The organism is Pectinatus sottacetonis, from assembly GCF_015732155.1.
Taxonomy (GTDB): Bacteria; Bacillota; Negativicutes; order Selenomonadales; family Selenomonadaceae; genus Pectinatus; species Pectinatus sottacetonis.
In genome coordinates this window covers 1191951-1216986 of the sequence record NZ_WIQK01000001.1, presented here as the reverse complement: position 1 = coordinate 1216986, position 25036 = coordinate 1191951, and the positions used below count along the sequence as shown (strand labels likewise).

The window sequence follows — 25036 nt, the reverse complement described above, 5'->3', positions numbered from 1 at the left end:
ATTATAGAAGGTTTTTTTGACAAAATTTATATCTGTTATATTATTTATCTAAGGGATAAAGGTCATTGAATAATGTTATTTTAGAAGAAGCTTTTTTTAAATAGGCATAACAGATTAAATTACCTGCTTTTGTTTTACGGGCATTAATAGAGGAAATTATTGTCAGCTCACCTTCATCAACAGTTTTAAGAAGATGTTTAACATGTACAGTTATATTTTTACTGCAAGAGTAGTCAATAGCCTTTTTTAATAAAATCAGGCTTTTTTTATCAAAAAGTTCATTAATATTACTATTGGTGAGCATCATGAGTTTTTGTGGTGTGCAGCCGGTCATATAGGAAAGCTGTCTGCTGGTCTGCCGCAGATAAAAGTCATTGCCGCATAACTCATATATGCAAAAAGCGGCTGGTATATTATCCAAAAGTACATGCGTTTTGATAAAGTTGTCATTATCGAATTGGGAATAACTTTCTATAGAAATGTATAATAGGCAATATTCTTTTTCTTTAACGATGCGACTTATGTGAAGATGCAGATACAGCAGATGTTGATCACTGGTATAGCGTCTGATATAACATTGTGTAACAATATCTTTTTGGCATGTTTTTTCTATTGATTGTAAAAATATATGCTGGTCTTCTTTATGAATAGAATTAAGGATATGTCTATTTACGCTATAAAAAGTTTCTAAATCATAGTTGAACATGTTGAGATAACTATCATTAGCGCGCAGTATCTGTAGACCATCGGTGGAATATTCATAAATACCAATACCACAGGTCATGCTGTTGAATAATAGGTTGAATTTAGTATTGGGATTAAAAAATTCCTCTATATTTACAGTTTTTCCTGGTGTAGTTGTATTTGTAATACATGTTTTGTAATCACTTTTAGAAATGATAGCTTCATAGTCATCAACGGAAAGTGGCTTGGAATAATAATAACCTTGGGCCCAATTACAGCCTATAGAGCGCAGAAATTCAGCCTGCTGCTGCGTTTCGACTCCTTCTATAATGACTGGGAGGTTAATTGTTTTGGCCATGTGAACAATAGAATTTAATATTTTACCACTACGACTGGATTGGTCTGTTCCCTGTAAAAATTTTAAATCTATTTTTAAAACATTGACATTTACGTCCTTTAACATATTAAGAGAGGAAAAGCCACTGCCAAAATCGTCCATTAATATTATAAAGCCAATTGATTGTAATTCCTTGGTTATTGTAATTATTTGCTCAGCATTATTTATATAAGCACTTTCAGTAAGTTCCAGCTCAAGAAAGTGAGGTGGGATATCATATTTTTTTACAAGTGCATCAAGAAAACTCACAAGATTATCGCTATAAAGGTCTATACGAGAAATATTTATAGAGATGGGATAAAGAGGCATGTTATTGTCGTGCCACTTTTTAAGCAGCTTACATACTTCTTCCCATATATATTTATCCAGCTGTAGAATAAAGCCATTTTGCTCAAATATGGGGATAAACTTATCAGGGCCGATAAATCCTTTTGTAGGGTGAATCCAACGTACTAGAGCTTCAGCACCTAGAATTTTTTTTGTATTCATTTCATATTTTGGCTGTAGATAAAAAGTAAATTCATTATTAATTAAGGCAAAATTCATATCATTAACAAAAGATTGTTCATTTATTAATATTTGATGCATTTTTTCATCATATTTACCATAAGGTACAATATAATGTCCCTTTACTTTTTTTAAGGCAAGATTAGCCTTATCGCACATTACACTTACAGATATATTTCTATCAGTTATAGAATAAATACCAAAACATAAAATTACTTTATAATTGGATTTAAAGTTTGAAGCAATATTTTTTAGGGAATTAATAAAAAAATTTCTATTATTGTTTTGTGCCGGATAACATAAAATGAATTTATCAGCATATAGTCTGCCATAAACTAAGAAGTCGATCTGAGCATGTTTTAAAAATTCACTTATTTGTATTAGTAAGTTATTGCCTGTTTTTTTACCAAAGACTTCATTTATTATTTTAAAACGTTCAATATCTATACACATGAGCTCAAAAGGAATATTGTCATTTTCTATTATTACATAGTGAGTTTGTTTATAAAAAGTTTCTTTATTATATATACCTGTAAGATTGTCATAAAACAGACAGGAAACAAAGTAATCATTTATTTCTTTTAACGGGCTAACATCAATGATAATACTGTTCAAGATAAAAGTATTATTTTCAGCAATGAGTTTGTAGCCTGATTCAATAATATATACGGGAAAACCTGACTTTGTTTTTAATCTGTATTTTAGCTGGTAAGTATCATTTTGAGTTAGCTGATGCTGTTGTTTAGTATGTACATTTTTTAAATCAGCATCATAAATTAAATCTTTCATTGTAGTTAGAATATCATTAGGTGAATAGCCCAGCATTTTAGAAAATTCATTATCATAAAATTGAATAGAATTATTACGGCCTATTGTATAAATTAAGCGGGCCTGTCTAATACTTTTATCATGAAAGTTTGTTATGTTTGGTATGTTTACGTCATTGTTATTAATTTTATGCAAATGGTTAAAGTTCATAAAATTTTCATTTGCACTTTCTAAAATATGTATGCCATATATATGTATGCAGTTGTCTACCGTTTTGTACATTATTAAAATACGATAATATTTTAGAGCATGGATTTTTTCTACATAAAGGATAATATCACTTTTAATAGTGTGTTTATCATCCTTGGAATATTTTTCAGAAAGATAATTATCTACTATTCTGCATGGTGAAAGATGTTTATATTCCTGTTGGAAAAAAGAAATTAAGTCTTTTTTCCCTATGGAATATTTAAAAAAGTGAGAGCTAAAACCAACAGTAGTTTCATCCATTAATGAAAGTATATTGTCAAAATTTCCTGAACTGTAAAATTTATTAATAAGCTTTTTAGTCAAAGTAAGTAAATTGTTTGCTGTCATAAAATACCTCAACTTTCATTAGTTGATATAGCAATATTTTAGAAAATAATAAATTATAGTACAGTTGTTCTCATAATTCAAAGCAAATAATAATTAGGTCTTTATGTAATAAGCTTATTGCTGGCAGCAAATTTTTAGTTTTGGAAATTTTAATTATAGACTTAATTATTTTTACTTATGCTTAAAGATGAAAAAAACAAATAATATTTATTTGAAACAAAATTATCACTATATCAAGTTATACTAAAATATTTTTAATGTTCTACATATATATTATTACCAAGAACTACTATAACATATATTATTAATAGTTTATCTTATATCTATTATACTTTTTTATAAAAATTCCTCTTTTTATTTAGTAAATAGATACAGAATTAAAGTTTTGTTTTTTATGTTTATTTGTTTATTGCATATAAAATTTAAGGACAAAATATATTATAAATATAATTAATATAAAAAAATAATATATATATAAAATTTAACAATTTAATTATTTTTTTTAACGAATATATTGATAATCAAAGTAAAAAAAATATCTACATAATGTATAACATTAATTAAATAATAGCCCATAAATATAAAACCGTCAATCGAAAGTATACATTTAATAGATTCAATTGTTTTTCTACAATATGTAGCTTAAACTTTCAATTGTGGGGAGGGGGGATTATGCTGAAGAGCCGATTTACATATAGGCTTAAAGAGGTTCGTAAAAAAATGGGATTAACACAAAAAGAAGCGGCAAAAAGACTTAACATCGGTTATACAAAATACAATCATTACGAAACCGGCAGAAATGAACCCGATATGGATACGATTATTTTATTAGCTAAATTTTATAAGGTAAGTATCGATTATCTTATGGGAAATGATGATAATTGTATTAATAAACAGAATATATCGTCATTAAAGGAAAACTTAATTAATGATATTCTCTCTGTTGATGATGAGATTAACGCAGAAATAGGACAGTACTTAAATTATTTGAAGACAAAAAAGAAAGCTGTTGGTGAAGATGAAAAAAAGTGAGTGTTTTTATCCCGTGGTTTGCGAAACTGGATAAAATGGCATAAAAGCAAAAATAATAATTATAGAAATTATTAAATAAATACAAAAACAAGTCAAGTAACTGATTCAAATATATATATACGCAGTAATAGTATTTTCAAATAGTTGATAATGCATATTAAAAATTCAGCTTTTATTTATAAAAAAATAAGAGTAATATAATATATAGAATATAATTAAAGTAATTCATGCAATAGTGGCAGGGACTATGATTAATTATATAGAACTGTTATAGATGAAAATGAATATCAATAATATACTATTTTTTATGTAGAACACCAGTCGTATTATTCATATTATGTAATGTAATAACCACGTTTTGCTGAATACAATAAAAAATGAAGTGTCTATATTTAAACTGTATATTTATTTTCAGACAAATAATAATTAGCAGGGGGAATTGTGTATGCAGTATCGTATTGAAAAAGATTCTATTGGTGAAGTCAAGGTTCCATGTGATAAGTTGTGGGGACCACAGACCGAAAGAAGCTATGAAAATTTTAAAATAGGGATAGAAAAAATACCAATGGAGCTTGTTCGTGTGTTTTCACGGTTAAAGCGTGCGGCTGCAAAAGTTAATCTTGATTTAAAATTAGTTGATAAAGAACGCGTTGACGCTATTATAAAGGCGTGTGATGAAATTAATGAAGGGAAATTGGATGAGAATTTTCCTTTAGCTGTATGGCAAACAGGCAGTGGTACACAATTTAATATGAATATGAATGAAGTTATAGCACATCGTGCGATGCAGATACTGCATGAACAAGGGCATGATATAAAAGTTCATCCTAATGACCATGTAAATCATTCTCAAAGCTCGAATGATATATTTCCTACGGCACTTCATGTAGTTTCTCTTACAATGATAAAAAAATATTTATTCCCGGCAATGGATAATTTTATTGTAACACTGGATAAAAAGGCAACTGAGTTTGCTGATATTATAAAAATTGGCCGTACACATCTCATGGATGCAACTCCATTAACGCTTGGACAGGAAATAAGCGGCTGGGCTGGTATAATAAAAAGAGATCGGGAGATTTTAAACAGCGGCATAGAATTTATTCATTATATGGCTATGGGTGGTACTGCCGTTGGTACAGGCATAAATACTCATCCAGAATTTGCGGAAAGAGTTGCAGTTGAAGTCAGCCATCTTACAGGGGAAAATTTTGTTACAGCACCGAATAAGTTTCAGGCACTTTCAAGTAAATCAGAATTGGCAGCTGTGCATGGTTTATTGAAAGCATTGGCAGCAGATCTAATGAAAATAGCCAATGATGTCCGCTGGCTTGCAAGTGGTCCTAGATGCGGTATTGGTGAAATAACCATACCGGCGAATGAACCGGGCAGTTCCATAATGCCTTCGAAAGTAAATCCTACACAGGCTGAAGCAGTTACTATGGTTGCTGCCCAGGTAATGGGTAATGATGCAACTGTTGGTTTTGCGGCCAGTCAGGGAAACTTCCAACTCAACGTATTTATGCCGGTAATTGCGTACAATATGGTTCAGAGTATAAGACTTTTAAGTGATTCAATAAATTCATTTAATCATAAATGTGCAGTAGGAATCAAACCTAACTTGTCAAGAATTGAAGATCATTTGAAACATTCATTGATATTAGTTACAGGATTAGTACCATTGATTGGATATGATAAATCTGCAGAAATAGGTAAAAAGGCGGCTAAAGAAAATATTACGTTAAAAGAAGCTGCTCTATCATTAGGCTATGTATCAGAAAAGGATTTTGATTTTTATATGAATCCGCAGCGGTTGATAAAACCAGAAGAATAAAGAAAAATTTTATATATACCAATGTGTTATAAATACTCTGTTTTAGTACATAGTGCTGAACCAGAGTATTTTATTTTGGTAAAATAACTGAATTCTTATTAAATTATTATTATAAACTTTAAATAAAATTTAAGTTGACAATAATGCAAAGCATTTGTATTATATATGAAGGATTTATTTAAGTTTTTAAGGGAGGAATCCTGCATATATAATAGGAGATGGACAAAATATGGCTTTATATAGTTTAAAGATGAGAGCTAGTAAAAAAATCAATAATGGAAACATGCATATTTCTGGTGCAGAAAAAATTATTGCTGAGGAGAAAATTAATAAAGATGCATCTTCTTTGTTACAACGGGCACTGCATCATGCTAAAGGAAAACCTGATTTTATTAATCTGAAAGTGGAATCGGTAAATCCCCGGAAAATAGAGCATATTAAAGCATTGCCGGTAACTTCTATAGAAGTAAAAGATGCTGATATGGGCCAACGGCAAATATTAGCATTATTGGAGAAACTGCATATAAAAAATGGTTTGGAAATAATGAAAAAATTTAAGGATACATATGCTATGCGGGGAGCAATGCTGCTTGATGCTGATACATTGGAAAGACTAGAGCCAGATCCTCAGCGCGGCATACGGGCAACTTATATGGATGCTGAAGATTCCGGCTGTCCAGCCGATAAAGATCACTATAAGGAAGCAATTGTCCTTGCCAGCAAAGTGGTGAATTCACCATATATTGTGGCAGAGATATGTATGTCTGATGATCCTGATTATGTGACTGGATATGTAGCAGCCAAAGATATAGGTTATGTAAGAATTACAAAGCTTAAAGAGATGGGTTGTCCTGATGGCGGGAGGATATTTTTATTTCGCGGGAAGAAAGAAAATATTCCCGACTGTATTAACTATTTAGAAAAACAATATGTACTTGTTGGTAATATTCCGCAACTAAAGTCTGATAATAAAGAAAATATTAGGCAAAATAATTTTATTCAGAAAATTTCTATAGATATAGACACTTTACAGAAACAACATCTCTATCGTACAATGTATGAAATATCATCTGCGCAAAATAATCATATAAAATGTGAAAATAAAGATATGATTATGCTTGCTTCTAATAATTATCTGGGGTTAATTAATAATCCACAGATTAAAGCAACGGCTGTTAAAGCTATACATGACTTTGGTACAGGTTCAGGGGGCTCACGTTTAACAACAGGGAATATGACACTTCATGTTCAGTGGGAAAATGAACTGGCTGAATTTAAAAATACAGAAGCTGCACTTACGTATAATACAGGATATATGGCTAACGTAGGGATAATATCTGCCTTATGTGATAAAAATACAATTATTTTTAGCGATGAATTAAATCATGCCAGTATTATTGATGGATGCCGTCTGAGTAAAGCCAGAACTATTGTTTATCGGCATAATGATATGAAAGACCTTGAGAGAAAAATATGCTTGTATTCTCCCTGCCGTGCTCTAATAGTAAGTGATGCGGTTTTCAGTATGGATGGAGATATTGCCAATATGCCCGGAATAATTTATCTGGCAAAAAAATACCATTTTTTATCCATGTTGGATGAAGCTCATTCTACAGGTGTTATAGGGAAGACGGGCAGAGGAATTGTTGAATACTATAATAGCAGTGATAAACCGGATATACTTATGGGAACAATGAGTAAAGCCCTTGCTAGTGAAGGTGGATTTGTCTGCGGCAGTCAGATCCTTATAGATTATCTGCGCAATAAGTCCCGTAGTTTTATTTTTTCTACAAGTCTTTCCCCGGCAGTAATAGCAGCAGCGCTAAAAGCATTAGAGCTGATTGAAAAAAATCCTTCTATTGTACAGCAGCTTCAGAAGAATACAGCTTATTTCAGCCATTGTTTGGCGCAAAACGGAATTCCGGTTAATACTTCATCGGCCATAGTGCCCATAAAAACAGGTGGGGAAAAATGTACGATGGAAATAGCAGAAAAGTTGTTTGCCGTTGGTATATACATATCCGCTATTCGCTATCCGACTGTAAAAAAAGGTGAAGCGAGGCTCAGAGCGGCCATTATGGCAACACATAATAATGAAGATTTATCTTTTGCCGCTGATAAAATAGCAGAAATCATAAAAAAGTATAAATAACAGCAAAAAAGGAACTACCATATATAACATTATTTTCATAAACAGATATGCTCTCTTAGTTAATATCAGCTAAAGAAAAAGTTACAGTGGCAAAGGAGAAGAAATTTTATGAGGCTGATGTTATTGCGGGCAGATCCTTTTTTATTATACTTGTATGTCAGGCAAAAGATAGAAATTTGCTCTGGCTTGTTAATGTGGGTAATTATTCTACTATTACAGAAAGGCCGTCTGGGATGACTGTTATTTTGGCATTAATTCCTTTCAAAGCATAGGCTTTATTTAAGGCTTCATCTAACGTTAGGGCAATATCCATATGAAGATTTTTTACTATCTGGGGGTCTATAAGATCAGAAACGAGAATCACATGGTGATACGTGAGTATTCTCGCTAGTATCTGAGAGGTCCATTGTTCGGGAATAGTTTCCTGGCGAGGTGTGTGAAGCGATTTTATCAAAAAATCTTCAGGCGTTTTTACATCAGCCAGATTTCTGTAGAAACCTTCACCACCATGACCATCACAGCAGCCGGCAATAATAATAATGACACCGTTTTTATTATTGGCTGCTTCAGCGGCTGTCATGCCTTTTACAGCCTGATAAATATTTTGGTCCAGGGGATAGCCACCATTTGTTGTTATAGTAATATCGCTGGGGATATTTTTTACACGGGCTAGGTTTTGTAAAAATTTACAGCCTTTAATATGTGCTGTTTCACTATTTCCTGCAAAGGAAGCAATTATTTTTTTGTCTTCGTCAAGAACGACATTTAAAATAAATTTTAATTTCGCAGTTTTAGCAGCATAAACCATGTCTTCATGAATGGGATTGTGCAGTAAATTTCCGGTACGCGCTTTATCTGAAGCAATAAATTCACCACAATGATTAGCCATTATTGTTTTATAAGAAGCAATTCCCGGTAAAACAGATTTTCTTCCGCCAGAGAAGCCGGCAAAGAAGTGTGATTCGATAAATCCTTCTGCTAACAGCAGATCAGCTTCAACTGCAAGCTTATTAATAATACAAGGGCCACCGGAGGGAAGCGTGCCTATTTTTGTCATAGCTGTATCATCTGTAGAAACATGCATAATAATTTTTTCATTGTTTACTATATCGGTGCCATATTTATTAATTAATTCTTCTTTTGTTGATGGTCGATGAAACCCAGTGGCTACTAAGATAGTAATATTTGCATTCGGAGCAGTCTGGCGAAGTCTGCTGAGCAATATAGGAGTTATTATTTTAGAAGGAACTGGTCGAGTATGATCTGAACTAATGATAACGATATTTTTTTTCCCTTTAGCCAGTTCTTCCAGTTTGGGAGAATTAATAGGTGTATCAAGCGATTTTTCTACAATGTCTTTTTCCGACATATCGGCACGAAAATTGGCAGTTTTTGATGAAAGAATACCTGCTAAATTATTACGAGGTATTTTGGCGATTATTTTACCTTTGTGGTAGGGCAGGGAAATGTTTATAAAATTATTATTTTCCATTTTGTCATCTCCATATAGTGTTTATCATCTTATGCTTTAGTATAATTCAGTATATTTTTAATGTAAAGATAATTTATTTTATAATAAAATAAATATATTTAATAGAATAATAGGGAAAATTATGCAGAAAAAACAGGCAGTATTATCTGCCTGTTTTTTCTGCAAGGGGGAGTGAGTGTATATGTTTAGCGATAGAATAATATGAAAAAATCTGTATTAATTACAAGATACAACATCATTATAGAACATAATAATACCGTATACGTTAAATATATATTAACTTTGTGTTATTCTTATTGTAAATATATTTATAAAATTTGTTATATTTTTAGGAGAAAATAAAAATAAATTATTATTGAGCATAGTGATAATTTATTGAATTTTAAGCAGTGGCTATATATAATAATAAGTAGTAATTGAGAGTATATTCAAAAAAATATAACTAGAGTAGAGCTGTTTTTATTGTTTTAGAAAGATTGTTTGGCTGGTAGCTTTATTTCAGAATTGAGCGGTTTCATGATGTTGGTAAAATATATTTATGGACATATTAAAAAGGTTGGTTTTCCCCAAATGATGATAGTTTTTATTTTATAGAAAGAGGTGTGATTTATGAAGTTAGTTTTAGTAAGACATGGTGAAAGTGAATGGAATCAGAAAAATTTATTTACAGGCTGGACAGATGTTGACCTGACAGAAAAAGGTAGAGAAGAAGCCAGTACAGCCGGTATATGGCTAAAAAAGAAGGATTTTGATTTTGATATTTGTTATACATCTTATTTAAAAAGGGCAATACATACCCTTAATATTGTTCTTGATGAAATGGATAGGGTCTGGCTGCCTATAGAAAAAACATGGAAATTGAATGAACGCCATTATGGAGCCCTGCAGGGACTTAATAAGGCTAAAACAGCGGAAAAATATGGCGAAGAACAGGTGAAAATCTGGCGTAGATCTTTTGATGTATGTCCACCGTTACTGACTAAAGATGATGATAGAAATCCAGCCTTAATGCCTGCATACAGAAAAGTGGATAACGAAGAACTACCACTAGGAGAAAGTCTAAAGGATACAATAGCAAGGGTGGTTCCTTATTATGAAGAAAATGTTTTGCGCGATATGAAACAGGGGAAAAGGGTTTTAATAGTAGCACATGGCAATTCATTAAGAGCATTGGTGAAAATTCTCGATAATTTGTCAGAAAAAGAAATTGTTAGTGTGAACATACCGACAGGAGTACCATTGGTATATGAATTTGATGATGATTGGTATGTTAAAAATAAATATTATCTGGGTGATCCGGAAATGATAAAGAATAAAATAAATAAAGTTGCGGCTCAGGGAAAAGCCAAATAATAAACAAGAAAAAGCCATCACTATATGCCTGTTGTGATGGCTTTTAAAATAAAATTTATAATTAATAAATTTTTTAGAATATCATTTTATGAAAACAGCTTGTCCAGATTTTTCCAATTCTGCCTTAGTTTCAGCTTCTATTTCAGCTTGAGTTCTATAGTCCTGTGGGATAGTGTTGCGATAACGTAGCCAGCTACGAATTGACTCTACCATTACAATGGAAACAAGAACAAACATAATAACGCTTATAGAAACAAGGAGCCACTTACCACTGGGGATATAACTGTTGAAAATATTTAGATAGTCAGCATAGTAAGTTATTACAGCCATGAATAGACAGGGAGCCATAGTTACCCAAGCATAGCGACCTCGGCCGGTTCGATAAATATATGATGTACCTATTGCCAGGGTAATAGTTCCTAAAAGCTGGTTGGAAACACCAAATAATGGCCATATTTCGCTGATATTGCCTTGTAATACCAGATAGCCCCAGCAGATACTTATCAAGGCGCTGCAGAAGATGATTCCCGGCCACCATTCGGTATTGCTAAATGGTTTATAAACTCTGCCCAAAAGTTCCTGTAGAAGATAGCGGCCTACACGTGAGCCGGCATCTATGAGTGTAAGGATAAAGAGTGCTTCGAACATTATACAGAAATGATACCAGAATCCCATGAATTGGTCCATGAAAGGGATTTTAGAAAATACATCGGCCATGCCAACAGCAAGTGAAACAGCTCCACCGGGTCTGTGCATAAGATTTTCTCCTACAAGATGGGATAACATAGGTAAGTCTTGCACATGTATTCCTAATGCGGCAAAAGCCTGCTGAGAGGAATTTATCGCAAAATAGTCTGAAGGATGCAGACTGGTAGCAGCAATCAAGGCCATCATGGAAATAAATGCTTCCGTGAGCATAGCACCGTAGCCTATAGGAAGTATCTGTCGTTCATTCATTATCATTTTAGGAGTAGTACCGGTAGATATGATGCTGTGGAAACCAGATATGGCGCCGCAGGCAATAGTTATAAAAACAAAGGGAATAACAGATCCTTTTATAACGGGACCGCCGCCCCAGATAAATTGTGATGCAGCTGGCATACGTATTGCTGGCGCTACAATTAAAATACCAATAGCTAATGCTGCTATAGTACCAATTTTCATATAAGTACTAAGATAATCACGTGGGGCTAAGAGCAGCCATACCGGTAGAACAGAAGCAAAAAAGCCATAGATAGCAATACCTATTTCTATCTGTACTACGCTGAAGGTGAAGAAAGGAGCTAATACAGGAGAATTTTTGATTGCCGGGCCAAAAATAACGGCAAGTAAAATTAAAGTTACACCTAAAATAGTAGCTTCTCGTATTTTGCCAGGCCGAAGAAATTTAAGATAAAGACCGATAAATATAGCAATAGGAATAGTAGAACCAACTGTAAAGGTACCCCAGGGACTGTTGAATAAAGAATTTGCCACTACAACAGCCATACCAGCTTCTGTTATTATAAGCAGAAATAAAGTTGCCCAAAGTGCACTGGTACCAGCTAGCTTACTAATCTCTGCTTTAGCAATTTCAGCAATTGATTTGCCGTCATGGCGTATGGATGCCAACAGTATTACCATATCGTGGACTGCACCGGCCAATACTGATCCAAAAAGAATCCATAGCATACCAGGCAGATAACCAAACTGAGCGGCAATAACAGGTCCGACTAATGGGCCGGCACCAGCAATGGCAGCAAAATGATGTCCGAATACCACCCATTTGTTTGTCGGGACATAATCGTGTCCATCTTTTAAACGAATTGAAGGTGGTGTACGGAATTCATTGAGCGTGAGTACTTTTGCCGCAATAAAAGCACCATAAAAGCGATAAGCCAAAATTAAGAAACAAGCTGTGATCACAACCAGGTAAACACCATTCATAAAAAAGGCCTCCTTTAATATTATGACAATAATGTAACACAAATATACTAAATTGTCCATAAAGTAAAAAAATTTAGTATATTTCTATAAAATAAAATTTATTGTTAAAAATTTCACAATAATGATTGACACTGCCTATAGATAAGTGATAGTATAAAAGTAAAAGATATTAAGATTGTGTTTTCTGGTAAATAACTGAAAAATTTGAATTATTAAAAGCACTGTAGAATCAATAAATTTCATTATAAAAGTATGTAATATATTATTTTGATAATTTGTTTTTTAATTATATATTTCCTATATTTCAATTATAGAAAATATTAATAAAATTGCCTTGCAATATAATAAATATAGAATAACATGTAAAAAGAGCTGTAAGATCAAATTAATTTATTGACCAAGCAGCTCTTTTTACGTGCTATATTTTTTATTTAAATATCAGTGTCAAACAGGGAACCAGCTGCAGTAATACTACTTGCTGAGCTGTCATTGAATTTATCTAACTGGTTTGCGGATTGGGATGCTCCTGAAAGATTTTGGGCAAGATTATTTGTCGCGGGGGGAGCTGTTTTGGTTTCAGATATTATTTTGTCACCTTTTGTAACTACTATTAACATAGATCCATCTGATAAGACACGAGTAGTTGTGACAGTTGCGTCATCACTGCTGCTGCTGTCGTTGCCGGATGATTTGCCGGCTGTGCCGGAAACTGTCGACGATGATGTAGTAGTCATGCTTTTAGAAGATGTTTTTGGTGTAACATAAGAATCGAGCAGTGATGATAGACTGTTGATAGAATTGATAGTATTCATGTTTTCCTCCTATTTATATTTATTTGCGATCCTTGCATATATTATGGGATTTATGCGTTTTAATACGCAGTTTTAATAAAAAATTGAGCTTGTTTTAAAAATTGCGAAACAAGATCCCTGTTCCTTTTAAATGATTTTACATATATTATATCGTAAATTTTTTTATAATGTTAAATTTTTTTATTTATACCATATATTACATTGTAAGTAGCATAAATTTTATTATTATAGCAGAAATTTTTTTGGTAGTAGGACAACATATTAAGCATGATTTTTTTTCTGATGAAGCAGGAATGGGAAGATGCGTTATTGGCACCTATTTTTTTTACACTTTTTAGAAAGTCTCTTACGGTCTTAAAATATTCAATATAATCAGCAGTTTTAAAAGTACTTTCAAATTTATTATGTTTGCATAATTCGGTTAAATTTTGTATGGAAATAAATTGATGATTATTGGGATAGCCGGAAAAATTATTTTTATCATAAGCATATGCAAATGATTTGTGCAGTTCAACAAAAGTATTTTTGCCAAAAGTGGCGTATATTAATATGCCTCTTTTTTTTAAACAGGAATAAAAGCCTTTAAATGCTTTATTGTAATCAGAGAACCATTGAAAAGCAGCATTGGAAATAATTAGGTCGTATTTATCGTTTGTATGGATATTTTCACCATCCATGACTTTAAACTGGATATTGGGGTATAGTGATAAGTTATCTTTGGCAGTTTTAAGCATAGATTCAGAAATATCAGTAGCCAGAATGTGCGCTGTGGGAAACTGCTGGGCAATAATTTTGGTAAGACAGCCCGTACCACAGCCTATTTCCAGAATGTTTTCAAATGAGTGTCTGTCATTGAGCATAGCTGATAATTTTACAGCCATTTTTTTTTGAACATTTGCATATTTATCATATTCAGTACTGGCTTGGGAAAAATGTTTCATAATAATATTTTTGTTTAACATAATTAAATTACTCCGCTATTTAAAAAGTAGTTTTTGGCAAATACTGCGTTGCGTAAAAAAAGGAATATGACCGCAGCATGGCAATACTGCAAGCTGTGAATCAGGAAGAGCTTTATGGAGATATTCTGCGGCACTGAAGGGACATATGATATCATCTGTGCCATGAATAATTTGCGTGGGTACTTTTATAAAGGGCAGAATTTTTCGCAAATCTTTTGTTAATAAATAATTTAATCCGGTTTGCAGGGAGAGGTTATTTGTTACCAAAATATCCGGAATACAAGTTTTAAAAAAAATATTTCTGGCTGTCCGTTCAGCGGGAGAAAACATTTGTTTGTAGAATGCTTTTTGTGCCAACAAAGGATTTTGTCTAACTTTGTCTGATAAATTTTTAACAGCGGCTTTTTCTGTCCCGTATACATAGTCGTTGTCATTAATAAATTTTGCTGTTCCAGATATGAGGATAAGTTTATTGATTTTCTGGGGAAATTTATAAGCTAATTCCAGGGATACCATTGCCCCCCAGGACCAGCCTATAATAGTTATAGGCTGGGAAGAAACAGGAAGCTCTAAAAAAAAGGCGTTTAAATGTTCATATGTACTATACTGAGACATATCATACATTATACAATTATGACTGGGCTGTAATGATGCCCATATATTTGCAGTGGTAGCCCAGCCATTTATTAATAAAAAAATTTTATTTTCCTCCTTTTATTGTTAACTTAATATTTTTTTAGGTTGATTATAAAATTATAACATTATATTTTTATAGGAGCAATCGTTCATTTTAGAACAATAAGGTAAATTGGCAAATAGTTTATATATACAAAATATAGATTTATATATGATGTTTTTTATTTATTCTAGTAAAGAAAATAACGGTATAACTTGAAAAATATAGTTTTTTATGATAATATAACACAAGATTATAATTACTAAGTTTAAAGTGCAGGTTTAAATTTTTGCAGAGTATAATTTGCTGGAGATTTGAATTGTACTGTTATAAATGAAGCTTATATGTGATAAAACAATTTAATATGCTGTATATAATTTGTAGATAACTTTGATAAAGTCGAATAGTGGACACTTAGTGTTTGGGCTATATGGACATCTATATCTTTGAGATATAGATGTTTTTTTTTTGACATGGGGATTTTGAGAGAATGATTAATGATTGTAGTAGTAATATGATTGGCACAGAAGTATTTTTTATTATATGTGTTTTATATTCTACAAAGAAAAAATAGCAGCATCGGCTGGAGATTGTTAAAAGTGTTTATAAAGTTATATTTGGTTAATTTGTAGTTACTAGGATAATGCTGGAATATATATTATTAATGATATTTAAAGGAGTTATGTTTGTGATTAAAAAAAAATCTTTTGCTGCAGTCAGTTGAATCAATTGTAGATTATCAAATTAAATTGAAGCAATACATCCATGAAACTTATCAGTTTCCCGTATTGGCAAAATTAAAATATCTTATAGTTGGTAGGCAGGTAGAACTTATCGTATATGTAGAAAATTTTTCTAAATGGGAACGAGCGCTGCTTCAATATAGCAATGAAGCCACTAAATTTGGCAAGTATTATCCGCTGTTACTAGGATTCATAAAGACACATGTACTACCTAGAAAGGAAAAGTCATATGGTTCTAATGTCCGCTATTATCATTTATTTAAGCCATGTAATATAAAAACAATGTCTTATAGTATATCTTTAACAGTATATGAGGATAATATATTTAAGCATTTGACAAAAACACAGGGAATTAGTGATGATGCAATGGCATCAGATATATCTAAATATTATCGTGAACAGAATTTACGTGGGCCTGAATGGGTAAGTGTTGTGAGCCTGGATAAAATTTTTATTGCAGTTGTCATTTATGGTGTGTCATCGCCCTTTTGGAAGCGATATCAACAGATTTCACCTGAAATAAAGACTTTATTTACTGCGGCTATAGAAAGATTATCCAAAGAAGCGGTAGAATATTCACTTGAGCATCATAAAATCAAGGAGGGGAAAATTTTGTTTATGGATTTTCAAAGCAATGATGATACGGTATTTGTTGTGGTTGTGAGAAGTATAGATAAATGGGAAGATCTTTTAATATCGTCATAGCTTTAAAGAAAAATGTATAAATAATATTTTGATAGAATCAAGGGAGATGATTTTTTTGCAATGGTTTAAAAATTTAAAAGTCGGGGCAAAAATAGGATTACTGGGATTAGGTTCAATTATAATGATGTTTGTAGTAGGCATCATGGGCTATTATTTTTTAAATGAGAGTACTGTCGTTATGAATCATATGTATAATGATAATTTAATGGCAGTTCAGTTTGTCAATGATAGCAGAGTACAAGGGCGAAAAATTGAAGCTGATATGTATGCAATACTCGCAGCAAAACAACATAGTTTGAAGGAAGAATTCCAAGCAGATATAAATAGAAGGGTAGAACTTTTCAACAAAAATGCGGCAGATTTTGCTAAGATAAAATTAAATGATAATGAACAAAATCAATATAAAAAAGTTATGGAGGACTTGAAGCAATACCGTCAAGTGAGAGGCAGAGTGATTGATCTGTCTTTACAAGACAAAAATGAAGAAGCATTTAATTTGTTTATCCAGCAAGGCCGGCCATTAGCAGACAAATTTAGCAATGATTTGAAAATACTTTCATCTCAGGTTAAGCAGTCTGCTGATGAATTAAATACGCAAAATAAAAGTAATGCTCAATTTGTTAAGATAGTGTTCACAATAATTATTTTGGTGTCAATGGTTATCATAGTTGGTTTGAGTGTACTGATAATAAAACAGATAACAAACCGTTTGAATGATTTTATCAAATATCTGGAAATTTTGGCCCAGGGGGATTTTTCTAAAAATATTGCAGAAGAAAGTCTTCAGGATAAAACGGAATTTGGCAGTGTTTCAAGAGCTGTTGATAAAATGAAAAATAGTATTTATAATTTGATTCGAACTCTATCGGGCAATATAGAACAATTGGCAGCTTCATCTGAACAGTTAACAGCCAGTTCAGAACAGTCCGCTCAGGCCTCAGATCAAATAGCAGGTGCTGTTTCAAAGGTTGCTGCAGGTTCAGAAAAACAATTGGAAGCGGCTAATAATACCAGTAGTATAGTTGAACAAATTTCTATTGCTATTAATCAGGTCGCTGTTAACACGGAAACAGTGGCAAATTCAGCTGAAAGTACTGCATCAGCGGCTAGTGATGGTGAAGATGCTATTAAAAAAGCTGTAAATCAAATGAATACGATTGAAGTTAAAACCAATGCCACAGCCGTAGTTATAGGTGAGTTGGAAGAAAAATCGAAACAGATAGGCCAAATTGTAGATGTTATTTCAAATATAGCAGGGCAGACGAATCTTTTAGCATTGAATGCAGCTATAGAGGCAGCAAGAGCAGGTGAAGCAGGTAAGGGCTTTGCCGTGGTGGCAGAAGAAGTACGGAAATTGGCAGAACAATCACAGGATGCCGCAAAGCAGATAACCGAGCTTATAGGGGAAGTACAGGCCAAGACAGATAACGCTGTTATTTATATGAATGATGGGAAAAAAGAAGTAGATATGGGTGCCAGAGTCGTAGAAGGAGCAGGAACAAGTTTTGAAAAAATATTATCCATGGTCAAGAATATGACAGGCCAGATCCATGAAATATCAGCTGCTGTTCAGGAAATTACGAGCAGTTCACAGGATGTTGTTAAGGCAGTGGACAGCATTGATGATGAAACTAAAAAGAATTCAGCACAGACACAGACAATTTCGGCTTCAACAGAAGAACAATCATCTTCGGTAGAAGAAATTGCCACAGCAAGTGAACATTTGGCAAAAATGGCCGAACAACTGGAAAAAGAAGTCAGTAAGTTTAAGATTTGATGCGAACATAGTAAAAATAGCACAAAGTATTATTGGACATTAATATAAGTAAAAGAAATCCCCAGGCTGTTTAGCCTGAGGATTTTTTATGGCCTTATGATCCTTTATTAAGTGGTGGAGCGTATGTCACTGCCAACTAAGAATACTATTGCTTACATCATTCCGTTTTCCTTTAGAAATAGTTTTAGGATATCCTACCGTTATTAAGGCCATAAACTTCATATCGGCAGACACATTCAAAAGTGTTTTTACTTTTTCTTCATTCTTGAGTATTTCACCAATCCAACACGTTCCTAAATCAAGTTCATGCGCTGCTAAAAGTATATTTTGTATGGCTGCTCCAATAGCTTGAACATGTTTTGTATATGGTTTTTCTGTTTCAATATTTTTCATACTTTTAGAATCTAGGAAGACAGCAATCATACATGGTGCTGTTTTTACCCATTGCTCATATATTGTTAATGATGCTAATTTTTTTATTAATGTTTTATTTTTCATGATTATAGCAAACTTCCAAGGCTGTATATTATTACCCGAAGGAGCCCAGGTACTAGCTTTTAAAATGGTTTCAATATCTTCTCTTTTTACGGCCTTATCCCTATAAGCTCTAACACTCCTGCGAGTTAATATATTTAATAATGTGTTCATATTTTCACCTATCTATATATTTCATGTAAAATTCTTTATATTTTCTGTCCAATAAAAAAAATATCCTTTGTTATCACCCCATTGTTTTCTACATAATCACTACTATCTTCTTGAATTATTTTTATTCCATTTTTTATTAACAGCTTTTTTATTTCATTACTTTGATAGTAATTAAAGAATATTGGTTCACTTGAAAAACTAGTAGTTTCATATCCTGGTTTCTTACCTTCCATAAAGCTTAAATAAATAAAACCGTCTTTTTTTAGCCATTTTATTGCCCTGGATAATAGTTCCAATGCCATATTTGTCTCTAAATGCACTATACAAAAAGAAAATACTATACAATTAAAATTATTACGAGGAAAATTTACCTGTGTTATATCCTGCACTGAAAATTTCCCGTTTTTGTTATTTCCTTGTGCAAGTTTAATCATTTCTTCTGATAAGTCTATTCCTAAATAATTAAGTTTTTTGCCTCTTTGTAGCTGTCTAGACACATTACCAGGACCACAACCTAAATCTAATACAGAAACTCCATCTTCTAATAAATCATATAATTTAGCAATCTGTTTCATATAAGAAGGAAATTCCATAAATTTTTCAGCATAAGCTTTTACATTTTTATTATATGATTCAATAGTTATCACTGTTTCTTTCAATTTCAATTGCCCCCGATGGTTATTAGTTTTATAGTTAAACAACTTAGTAAATAGAAAGTCCAATAGTTAAACTTTTTTATAAAAATTACTTTGTATATTGGTAATATTTGCGATAAAGACAGTTATCCCATCAAACATTACTATAAGATGCTCATATTTCTTTATTTTTTTAACATAGCCAATGTTTGTCACATATTCTCCACCAGATTTTTTTATATTAGGCACAAAATATGTAATCTGTATCATTTGATTAAATGAGAGCCGCACACGCGTAATTTTATATTGGCTTTTTTATGCATGGTTTTATTTTATTTGTGCAATGCTTGTATTTATTTGGTGTGTTCCATATAAGCTTATCTGGTCCAAAAATGTGATTAAATCATTATCATTTTTATAAATAAATTTAATTAAATAGCAACCATTGCCACTAATTCGGTAAGCTTCTAAAACACCGATATTATTTTTTAAAAAATGTTGGAGTTGTTCGTGTGAAGTTGTTTTCATAAATAGTGTAATAAATGATATGAACTTTCTTTTTTCTAAAGTGCTAGAGACTTTTATAGTAAATGATTCAATCAGTTTGTTTTTGATAAGCTTATCCATTCGAGATTTTACAGCGGGTGCAGTTAAATTGATTTTTTTACTGATGTTTTTAATAGTAATTCTAGAATTTTCTTTTAATAAATATATAATTTTTAAATCTAAATTATCCAATCTAAATTTCCTCGATGTATTTAATGGTTTATTTTATAAAGTTTAACACAAAATAAATTTTGTAAAAATAAAGTATAAAAATACAATTATTTGTTAAAAAAATGAGTCAATTAGGTATGATTGATATGTAAAAAGTGATTTTTGCCGGGGGGATAATAAATGAAAACATAATAAGAAAAAAATTTGTTATATAATTGGATATGTTGGATAAAAATGTCACTTATAACAAATATGAAGCATCTTAAATATATTATGCTACATTTGCTGCAAAAAAATAATATTAGTATTCAGTATACGTAGATAATATAGTTACAATGCAATTAATGTATATTATAACATTTTTTTAGTGGATATATTGCTGTTATATAATGATACGATTGGTATATTTATGAAAATATCAGTTTAATAAATTTTATCCAAGTTCGCAAATTTGTCACATATGCGGATATAAAAATAGATATACAAAAGACCTATCCATACGTGAATGAGAATGTCTAGAATGTAAGTCACATCATGACAGAGATATAAATGCCGCTATAAATATTCGTGAAGAAGGCAGAAGAATATTATCTGCCTAACTATTATGAAACCGTGGTACATACGGGGTTAGCTTGCTTATGCTTACGACATTAGCCGTATCGAACAAGAAGATCCCACTTCAAATGTCGCAGGAGGCATTAAGTGGTGGGAGTATGTCACATGTATCTATTTTGGTAATAATATTTTTTTGTAAATTAATAACTTTTTTAGGAGTAAAAATGTCAAATATTTTAGTTGTCGTAGATATTCAGAAAGAATATATTACAAAAGGACGGGCTTTTTATATTAATAATATAGGAAAATCATTGACAAACGCTAAGAAAATATTAGAAAAAGCAAGAAAAGAAAAGTGGAATGTTATTCATATTAAGCATTTGCAGGATGGTAAAATTTTTAACCCCAATTCTGGATATAGTGATTTTGTAGATGGATTTATTCCACTAGATAATGAAATTGTATTAGAAAAACATAATTTTTCATGTTTTTCTAATACAAAATTTGCGTTAGAAATGAAAAACATTAATCAAGATGATAATGTTTTTGTAATAGGTTATAGTTCCACATTATGTTGTTTAGCAACAATTATAGATGGGTATTGCAGAGGTATAAAATTTAATTATATTTCAGATGCTTCAAATGCAAAAAAATCAGAAAAGTTTAATGAAGCTGAACTTCATTCTGTAATGACTGATGTTTTATCAAGATATGCTAATATAATTAATTCTGAAGAATTATTGTTTTAAGATGAAAGGTTATTTTTGCAGATAAAATTCAATATCGTCTATAGAACCCCAGCTGCCTGCTTTTCCTTTTAAGATAAACCCAATATCAGCAGTTCCATTTTCAATTTTAACGTTTTTTATAATGCTTTGGTGCCATTTATTCCAGCCGGTATTTTTAATTGTCACATAATGTTTGTTGGTACCTGTTGTCAAAAATAATTCATAGCTGTTTTCATTGCCGCTGCCTTGAGTCCAGCAGGAAAGGGTATAAATACCGGGTTTCAAATGAGAGATTTTTTGTTGGATTTTACATGAAAAATCTTTGGGAGCCCAATAATGCATCGCACTTTTTCCCAGGGCATTCCCTGAAGTGCCTACATTGTTTACAGCAGTCTTATCACCGGTTATAGTCCAGCCGGCCAAATTTCCTGTTTCAAAATCACCATTTGTTATTAAATTGGTTTTATCTATAATATTAAGAATAATTGTCGCGGGGATCTCAGTGTCTGCTACTTTACCATGAAGAGTATATGTGCCAGTTTGGGAATAAGAGGGAAGAGGGGTATTCCAAATAACAGGGAGGGATGTCACAGAATCATTAGAAAAGATGATATCAACTTTTGTCGGCAAGTTGATAATTTTATTAACAGGAGCAGATATTGTTACAGGTTCAGCTCTTTTAGGAAGAGGCTTAATGTATTTATTATCAGGATCAGACACAAGCTTGAATACATTTAGTGAATCCAAGGCATTACCTTTAAAGTCAAACATTGCCAGATTGTCCCATTCATTGCCTTCATTTGTTTTCCAGCCGGCATTTGGGGTAGGAATCCAATCTGGTTCCCAGTAAAAGATACCCAGACCACAGCTGTTTTTTACTTTGGATACTGCTGCCATTACATCTCTGATGCCGGAAGCTTGTCCCTGGACTGTGCTTTTATAGCCACTGAGTTTTTCTTCAGCCGAACCATAGACATTTTTTTGGGAATCACCGTTGGCATTGGTAAAACCGAAAGCGGTTTCAACAACGACGATTTTTTTATTATAACGGGAACTTATATCATTCATCGTGTTTTCTAATTTAGGAAGAGTCCCATGCCAAAATGGATAAAATGACATGCCGATAATATCAAAATCATTGACTTTGTTTTTTATTATTAATTCGTCAAAGAAAGTCTGATAAAAAGCATCATCACAGCCTGCAACATGAATCATTTTTTTGATTTTATGCTGTGGGTCGTTATCGCTGACAGCTTTTAGACCAGCATTGAGCATATTGGCAAGATTTTTATAACCATTAGGTGAAGTCGTTTTGCCATCAGGCCATAAAATACCGTTATTAACTTCATTGCCAATTTGAATCATATCAGGTGTAAGGTCTTTATTATTAAAATCTTTAACTACTTTTGCGGTAAAATCATAGATATCATGGGTCAGTTTTTGCGGATTATCATTTGCCCAGGCGGCTGGTTTATTTTGTTTGCCGGGATCAGCCCAAAAATCACTATAATGAAAATCAAGGAGAACTTTTAAGCCTAGTTTTTTAGCGCGTGCAGCCATTAGCAAGGCTTTTGACTCGTCAGTGTTTCCGCCGCCCACGGGTACTCCATTTTGATAAGGATTGTTCCAAATGCGAAGACGAATCCAATTAATGCCATGATTTTTTAGAATTTCCAGGCAGTCTTTAGAGGTACCATTTTCATAAAATTTACCGCCTTGTTTTTCTATTTCCGGCAGCATTGATACATCGGCGCCCTTTATAAAATCGGGAGGAAGATTAGGAATAGGGTTAACATGAATAGCAGCAACGGCTGTAGAAAAAGGACTTAAAATAACAAATAAACTACTTAATAGCAATATTGCTAGTGAGTATATAAAACTTTTTTTCATGATATTATACCTCTTTTATAATAAGTTATCTTAGTTAAAAGGAGAAGGCTAAAGAGACATTATAGGAATTTTTATAATTGGAGAAACCAGAATAATTGCTGTCATATGGACGCAGTTTATAGAAATTGACGTCTAAGTTTGTATTAGCAGCTAACATGTAGCTTACACCGATGCCAAAACCTTTTTCCCCATCACAGCCAAGACCATTGCCGCCGGCTGTATTAAGAATATGCCCCCAGCCTGTAGAATCAGTACTCCAATTGCCTAATGAGAGATAATCAGCATAAATATTATATGTATTTGCTTTACTCCAGTCCTGTTTGCCATAGGTTAGTCTTGACCACCAACCATTTTTTTGGGCATTACTTGGCAGATCGCTGGCACGGTTGGTGACTCCTTCAACAAGTAGATTTAGTTTAGGGAATAATTGTCTGTTAATACCATAAGAAATTTGTTTTAGTTTATAAGGCGCAGTCCAGGAATCATGAATAGAATCATAATGAGTTAAGTCGACAGTATTATTTTTGCTTTTGCCGGTAGATAAATAGCCAAGGGTCGTAGAAGTTTTATCATCAATACCTACTTTAAGATTGGCTAAAAAGGCATTCATGGATTTATCTTTCCAGTTTTCTGCTGTTAAATCGCCCCAGCCAGCAGAAAGAGAAGAATTTTTGCCGAATTTTTGGGTGACATAAATACCATCAACAGGATTTTCCCACCAAATTATGCCTTGACCGATGCTGACCTCTTGCCGACCTACACTTACGGTAGTGTCTTTTTGCTGCCAGGATAGTGCCAGTAAATCCATATAGGCTGAATTATGCTGACCGGAATCATCATGAGTATTTCCCCAGCCGTCATTATTATTATTGGTATTTTCCATTTTTAGTCGGCCGGTAACAGAGAGATGAGGGGCTGGAGTCCCATAAAAGCCTAAGCGGAGTCGTTCTTGCAGGCGGCTGGAGTTACCAGAATCATTATCCTGATGAATATTATTGTTATAATTGCGTTGATAACGAATACGGGCATCACCAAACCATTTAAATGATGATAACTTATTTTCTATATTTGAAATACGAATGTTCATGCTGTCTAATTCGTTGCTGTATTCTTTTTCTAATTTTTCAATTAAGTTTTTATCATCAGTGCTGGCTTTTTCTTGGTTGGACATAGCTTTTGCTAATATTTGAGCCATTTCATAACGGGTAATAAATTTTTCTCCGCGGAAATCAGCATCACCGTAACCATCGACAAGACCATCTTGTACTAATTTTTCTACGGCAGAATAAGCCCAATGATCTTTAGGCACACTGGAAAAGGGGTTTTCTGCAGCAAAAGCTGCTGGCGTGTTTAATAATATGCCAGTTGTCAGCAGGGTTAATAATAATTTCTTTTTCATTATACATACCTTCTATTCTCAAAATTTTTAATATTGCAACAACATTA

Annotated in this window: 19 protein-coding genes and 1 pseudogene; 8 read left to right on the top strand and 12 right to left on the bottom strand. The window is 32.5% G+C overall.

Annotation, left to right across the window (positions count from 1 at the left end; translation table 11 throughout):
- Positions 1-40: 40 nt before the first annotated feature.
- Positions 41-2953: an EAL domain-containing protein gene (locus tag I6760_RS05645; protein WP_196593482.1), complete on the bottom strand. Its 2913-nt coding sequence runs from the start codon at positions 2951-2953 to the stop codon at positions 41-43.
- A 672-nt stretch (positions 2954-3625) separates the two neighbouring features.
- Here I6760_RS05645 and I6760_RS05640 point away from each other — a divergent pair.
- From I6760_RS05640 to bioF, 3 genes are all read left to right on the top strand, one after another.
- On the top strand, positions 3626-3985 hold the full coding sequence (locus tag I6760_RS05640) for a helix-turn-helix domain-containing protein (protein ID WP_196593481.1): 360 nt from the start codon (positions 3626-3628) through the stop codon (positions 3983-3985).
- A gap of 445 nt (positions 3986-4430) precedes the next feature.
- Positions 4431-5819, top strand: coding sequence for a class II fumarate hydratase (gene fumC / locus I6760_RS05635; RefSeq protein WP_196593480.1), 1389 nt, complete (start codon positions 4431-4433; stop codon positions 5817-5819).
- Between the two features lie 229 nt (positions 5820-6048).
- Positions 6049-7971 (top strand): 8-amino-7-oxononanoate synthase, encoded by a 1923-nt coding sequence (gene bioF, locus I6760_RS05630; protein ID WP_196593479.1) that lies wholly within the window; start codon positions 6049-6051, stop codon positions 7969-7971.
- A gap of 202 nt (positions 7972-8173) precedes the next feature.
- Here bioF and larA read toward each other — a convergent pair whose 3' ends face one another.
- A complete protein-coding gene (gene larA, locus I6760_RS05625; protein WP_196593478.1) occupies positions 8174-9463 on the bottom strand; it encodes a nickel-dependent lactate racemase in 1290 nt (429 codons plus the stop codon).
- A 609-nt stretch (positions 9464-10072) separates the two neighbouring features.
- Here larA and gpmA point away from each other — a divergent pair.
- Positions 10073-10816, top strand: coding sequence for a 2,3-diphosphoglycerate-dependent phosphoglycerate mutase (gene gpmA / locus I6760_RS05620; RefSeq protein ID WP_196593477.1), 744 nt, complete (start codon positions 10073-10075; stop codon positions 10814-10816).
- A gap of 81 nt (positions 10817-10897) precedes the next feature.
- On the opposite strand, the gene I6760_RS05615 is transcribed toward gpmA, so the two are convergent.
- From I6760_RS05615 to I6760_RS05600, 4 genes are all read right to left on the bottom strand, one after another.
- Complete coding sequence (locus I6760_RS05615; protein WP_196593476.1) at positions 10898-12742, bottom strand: carbon starvation CstA family protein; 1845 nt, start codon at positions 12740-12742, stop codon at positions 10898-10900.
- A 431-nt stretch (positions 12743-13173) separates the two neighbouring features.
- Positions 13174-13554, bottom strand: coding sequence for a hypothetical protein (locus I6760_RS12700; protein WP_231036105.1), 381 nt, complete (start codon positions 13552-13554; stop codon positions 13174-13176).
- A 170-nt stretch (positions 13555-13724) separates the two neighbouring features.
- Positions 13725-14516, bottom strand: a complete 792-nt coding sequence (bioC, locus tag I6760_RS05605; protein WP_196593474.1) for a malonyl-ACP O-methyltransferase BioC — start codon at positions 14514-14516, stop codon at positions 13725-13727.
- Between the two features lie 15 nt (positions 14517-14531).
- On the bottom strand, positions 14532-15203 hold the full coding sequence (locus tag I6760_RS05600; RefSeq protein ID WP_330997984.1) for an alpha/beta fold hydrolase: 672 nt from the start codon (positions 15201-15203) through the stop codon (positions 14532-14534).
- A 738-nt stretch (positions 15204-15941) separates the two neighbouring features.
- Between I6760_RS05600 and I6760_RS05595 the strand changes: the two genes are divergently transcribed.
- Both I6760_RS05595 and I6760_RS05590 read left to right on the top strand, forming a co-directional pair.
- The gene (locus I6760_RS05595; RefSeq protein WP_231036103.1) at positions 15942-16640 is read left to right on the top strand and encodes a hypothetical protein; all 699 of its coding nucleotides are present in this window, start codon (positions 15942-15944) and stop codon (positions 16638-16640) included.
- Positions 16641-16695: 55 nt separating this feature from the next.
- Complete coding sequence (locus tag I6760_RS05590) at positions 16696-18417, top strand: methyl-accepting chemotaxis protein (RefSeq protein WP_231036102.1); 1722 nt, start codon at positions 16696-16698, stop codon at positions 18415-18417.
- Between the two features lie 126 nt (positions 18418-18543).
- Here I6760_RS05590 and I6760_RS05585 read toward each other — a convergent pair whose 3' ends face one another.
- Genes I6760_RS05585 through I6760_RS05570 form a run of 4 tightly spaced genes read right to left on the bottom strand, consistent with a single transcriptional unit; the run spans position 18544 to position 20438 of the window.
- Positions 18544-19065 carry a nitroreductase family protein gene (locus I6760_RS05585; protein ID WP_196593470.1) on the bottom strand — a complete coding sequence of 174 codons (522 nt, stop codon included), beginning with the start codon at positions 19063-19065 and terminating at the stop codon, positions 18544-18546.
- Between the two features lie 35 nt (positions 19066-19100).
- The gene (locus tag I6760_RS05580) at positions 19101-19730 is read right to left on the bottom strand and encodes a class I SAM-dependent methyltransferase (RefSeq protein ID WP_231036101.1); all 630 of its coding nucleotides are present in this window, start codon (positions 19728-19730) and stop codon (positions 19101-19103) included.
- 60 nt (positions 19731-19790) lie between these two features.
- Positions 19791-19970: a hypothetical protein gene (locus I6760_RS05575; RefSeq protein WP_196593468.1), complete on the bottom strand. Its 180-nt coding sequence runs from the start codon at positions 19968-19970 to the stop codon at positions 19791-19793.
- Between the two features lie 57 nt (positions 19971-20027).
- A complete protein-coding gene (locus tag I6760_RS05570; RefSeq protein ID WP_196593467.1) occupies positions 20028-20438 on the bottom strand; it encodes an Lrp/AsnC family transcriptional regulator in 411 nt (136 codons plus the stop codon).
- A gap of 407 nt (positions 20439-20845) precedes the next feature.
- Here I6760_RS05570 and I6760_RS13125 point away from each other — a divergent pair.
- Both I6760_RS13125 and I6760_RS05565 read left to right on the top strand, forming a co-directional pair.
- Positions 20846-21016: pseudogene (locus I6760_RS13125) on the top strand (zinc ribbon domain-containing protein); the annotation flags it as partial.
- Positions 21017-21055: 39 nt separating this feature from the next.
- Positions 21056-21721, top strand: a complete 666-nt coding sequence (locus I6760_RS05565) for an isochorismatase family cysteine hydrolase (protein ID WP_196593466.1) — start codon at positions 21056-21058, stop codon at positions 21719-21721.
- A gap of 9 nt (positions 21722-21730) precedes the next feature.
- Here I6760_RS05565 and I6760_RS05560 read toward each other — a convergent pair whose 3' ends face one another.
- Positions 21731-23590 (bottom strand): glycosyl hydrolase 53 family protein, encoded by a 1860-nt coding sequence (locus I6760_RS05560; protein ID WP_196593465.1) that lies wholly within the window; start codon positions 23588-23590, stop codon positions 21731-21733.
- Positions 23591-23624: 34 nt separating this feature from the next.
- Positions 23625-24989 carry an S-layer homology domain-containing protein gene (locus tag I6760_RS05555; protein ID WP_196593464.1) on the bottom strand — a complete coding sequence of 455 codons (1365 nt, stop codon included), beginning with the start codon at positions 24987-24989 and terminating at the stop codon, positions 23625-23627.
- Positions 24990-25036: the final 47 nt, after the last annotated feature.

Bases quoted from the DNA above. Each gene is read 5' to 3' on its own strand.
- larA (WP_196593478.1), bottom strand. From the start codon at position 9,463: ATGGAAAATAATAATTTTATAAACATTTCCCTGCCCTACCACAAAGGT.
- I6760_RS05565 (WP_196593466.1), top strand. From the start codon at position 21,056: ATGCTTACGACATTAGCCGTATCGAACAAGAAGATCCCACTTCAAATG.
- I6760_RS05645 (WP_196593482.1), bottom strand. From the start codon at position 2,953: ATGACAGCAAACAATTTACTTACTTTGACTAAAAAGCTTATTAATAAA.
- I6760_RS05615 (WP_196593476.1), bottom strand. From the start codon at position 12,742: ATGAATGGTGTTTACCTGGTTGTGATCACAGCTTGTTTCTTAATTTTG.
- I6760_RS05560 (WP_196593465.1), bottom strand. From the start codon at position 23,590: ATGAAAAAAAGTTTTATATACTCACTAGCAATATTGCTATTAAGTAGT.
- I6760_RS05575 (WP_196593468.1), bottom strand. From the start codon at position 19,970: ATGATACAGATTACATATTTTGTGCCTAATATAAAAAAATCTGGTGGA.
- gpmA (WP_196593477.1), top strand. From the start codon at position 10,073: ATGAAGTTAGTTTTAGTAAGACATGGTGAAAGTGAATGGAATCAGAAA.
- I6760_RS05555 (WP_196593464.1), bottom strand. From the start codon at position 24,989: ATGAAAAAGAAATTATTATTAACCCTGCTGACAACTGGCATATTATTA.
- fumC (WP_196593480.1), top strand. From the start codon at position 4,431: ATGCAGTATCGTATTGAAAAAGATTCTATTGGTGAAGTCAAGGTTCCA.
- I6760_RS05640 (WP_196593481.1), top strand. From the start codon at position 3,626: ATGCTGAAGAGCCGATTTACATATAGGCTTAAAGAGGTTCGTAAAAAA.
- bioF (WP_196593479.1), top strand. From the start codon at position 6,049: ATGGCTTTATATAGTTTAAAGATGAGAGCTAGTAAAAAAATCAATAAT.
- bioC (WP_196593474.1), bottom strand. From the start codon at position 14,516: ATGTTAAACAAAAATATTATTATGAAACATTTTTCCCAAGCCAGTACT.
- I6760_RS05585 (WP_196593470.1), bottom strand. From the start codon at position 19,065: ATGAACACATTATTAAATATATTAACTCGCAGGAGTGTTAGAGCTTAT.
- I6760_RS12700 (WP_231036105.1), bottom strand. From the start codon at position 13,554: ATGAATACTATCAATTCTATCAACAGTCTATCATCACTGCTCGATTCT.